General features: G+C 70.3%; 1 protein-coding gene and 1 pseudogene. Both read right to left on the bottom strand.

Features of this window, described 5'->3' with window-relative positions; genetic code table 11:
* A pseudogene (locus I6U14_RS05720) lies at positions 1 to 307 on the bottom strand (hypothetical protein); the annotation flags it as partial.
* On the bottom strand, positions 304 to 1,654 hold a 1,351-nt coding region (locus I6U14_RS05715), incomplete at its 5' end, for a gamma-glutamyltransferase family protein (protein ID WP_296897607.1). The pseudogene I6U14_RS05720 and the gene I6U14_RS05715, both read right to left, overlap by 4 nt.

The raw sequence follows: 1,654 nt of genomic DNA, 5'->3' as shown, positions 1-1,654 counted from the left end.
TGGTTGGGAAGAGGCGGCAGCAGCCCCACCGTAAGAGCGTCGACGCGTGCGGGCCGCCTGCGGCGTGTCGGGCCAGGGGTCCGAGCCAGCGGCGCGCACCGCTGCGCGGCGTCTTCTGTCCGGGGGCCGCCTGCTGGTTGCGGGCGGGCGGGTGTGGCGGTGTCTGTGGGCGCTGTGCCTGGCGCGGCATGTTGTACTGCTTGCCAAGGCTGCGGCCGCCACCGAAGCGGCGGGCATCGGCGTCCTCCGGCAGCACCAGGGCGCCGACAAAGACAAGACTCAGCATTGCGACGAGAAAAGCTTTCATGGTGTGACTCTCAGTGGCTCCCTTAGGGATGTTGAGCTGTGATCGTTGTGGGTGCTCGCGGGGTCAAGCCGGATGACCTCTGCCGCACCGATGCCGCGCGGGTCGCTTGCGGCCTCCACGCGGGCGCCGGCGCGATCCCAGTGCACCAGTTGCATATTGCCGTAGGGACGCTCGGCGGTCCGCAGCCTATGGCCGCGGCGCGCCAGACTCGCCTGCACCTGGGGCGAGAAGGCATCCGGCTCCAGCAGCACCTCGTCCGGCAGGTATTGGTGATGGAAGCGCGCCGCGGCAACCCATTCCGCAGCGCCGTTGCCGGCTGCGGGGTCGAGCCCGGTGGCGGCGAGTATGCCGCCCAAGACCATGGTGATGATCCGGCTGCCGCCGGGGGTACCGAGGATGACCACCCGGTCGGCGGACTCGAGGAACGTGGGGCTCATGCTCGAGAGCATGCGCTTACCCGGCGCGATCGCGTTGGCTTCGCCGCCGACAAGGCCGTAGGCATTGGGCACGCCCGGCTGGGCTGCGAAGTCGTCCATCTCGTCGTTCAGCAGCACCCCGGTGCCCGGCGGCACGAAGCCCGAGCCGAACGGATAATTGATGCTCAGGGTGGCAGCAACGCGATTGCCGGCGGTGTCCAAGATCGAGAAATGCGTCGTATCCGCCCCGGCACCGCCGACGGCCGACGCCGGCTGGCTTGGGGTGGCGCGTTCCATGGCGAAATCCCGCATCAGCCCGGCCGCGTAGAAGGGGTGCGTCAGGCGTGCCACCGGTACGTCCACGTGATCCGGGTCGCCCAAGAGCTGGGCACGATCGCGATAGGCTCGCCGCATGGCCTCGATGACAAGGTGCGCGCGATCCGCGGAGTCCAGTGCCGCAAGGTCGAAGCCCTGCAGCATGCCGAGCATCTGCACCAGCGCGACGCCGCCAGAGGATGGCGGCGCAGCGCTTACCAGGCGCCAGCGGCCGGTGGGGGCATCGAATTGTCCGGTGACGGGGGCACGCTCCACCACGCGGTAGGTCGACAAGTCTTCGCGCGTCCAGATGCCGCCGGCGTCTCGCACACCTTGCACCAGGCGCCGCGCGAGCTCCCCATCGTAGAAGCCCGCATGCCCCTCACGAGCAAGGCGGATCAGCGTTGCCGCAAGCTCCGGCTGGCGCAGCCGGGTGCCTGCGGCCGGCACCGCGCCGTCCCGCAGAAACTGGCGGGCGGCCGCCGGTGAGGCAGCGATGACCTCGCGGCGCCAGCGTGCGAGCCGCCCGTAGACCTGGTCGACTGCAAAGCCGTCGCGGGCGAGCTCGATGGCGGGCAGCAGGCTCGCCGCCAGCGGCAGCTGCCCATAGCGCTCG

The sequence above is a fragment of the Thiohalocapsa sp. genome, from assembly GCF_019695415.1.
In the GTDB taxonomy this organism is placed as follows: domain Bacteria; phylum Pseudomonadota; class Gammaproteobacteria; order Chromatiales; family Chromatiaceae; genus Thiohalocapsa.
Note: the sequence above shows the minus strand (reverse complement) of the source record. Positions and strands in the feature narration are given on the sequence as shown.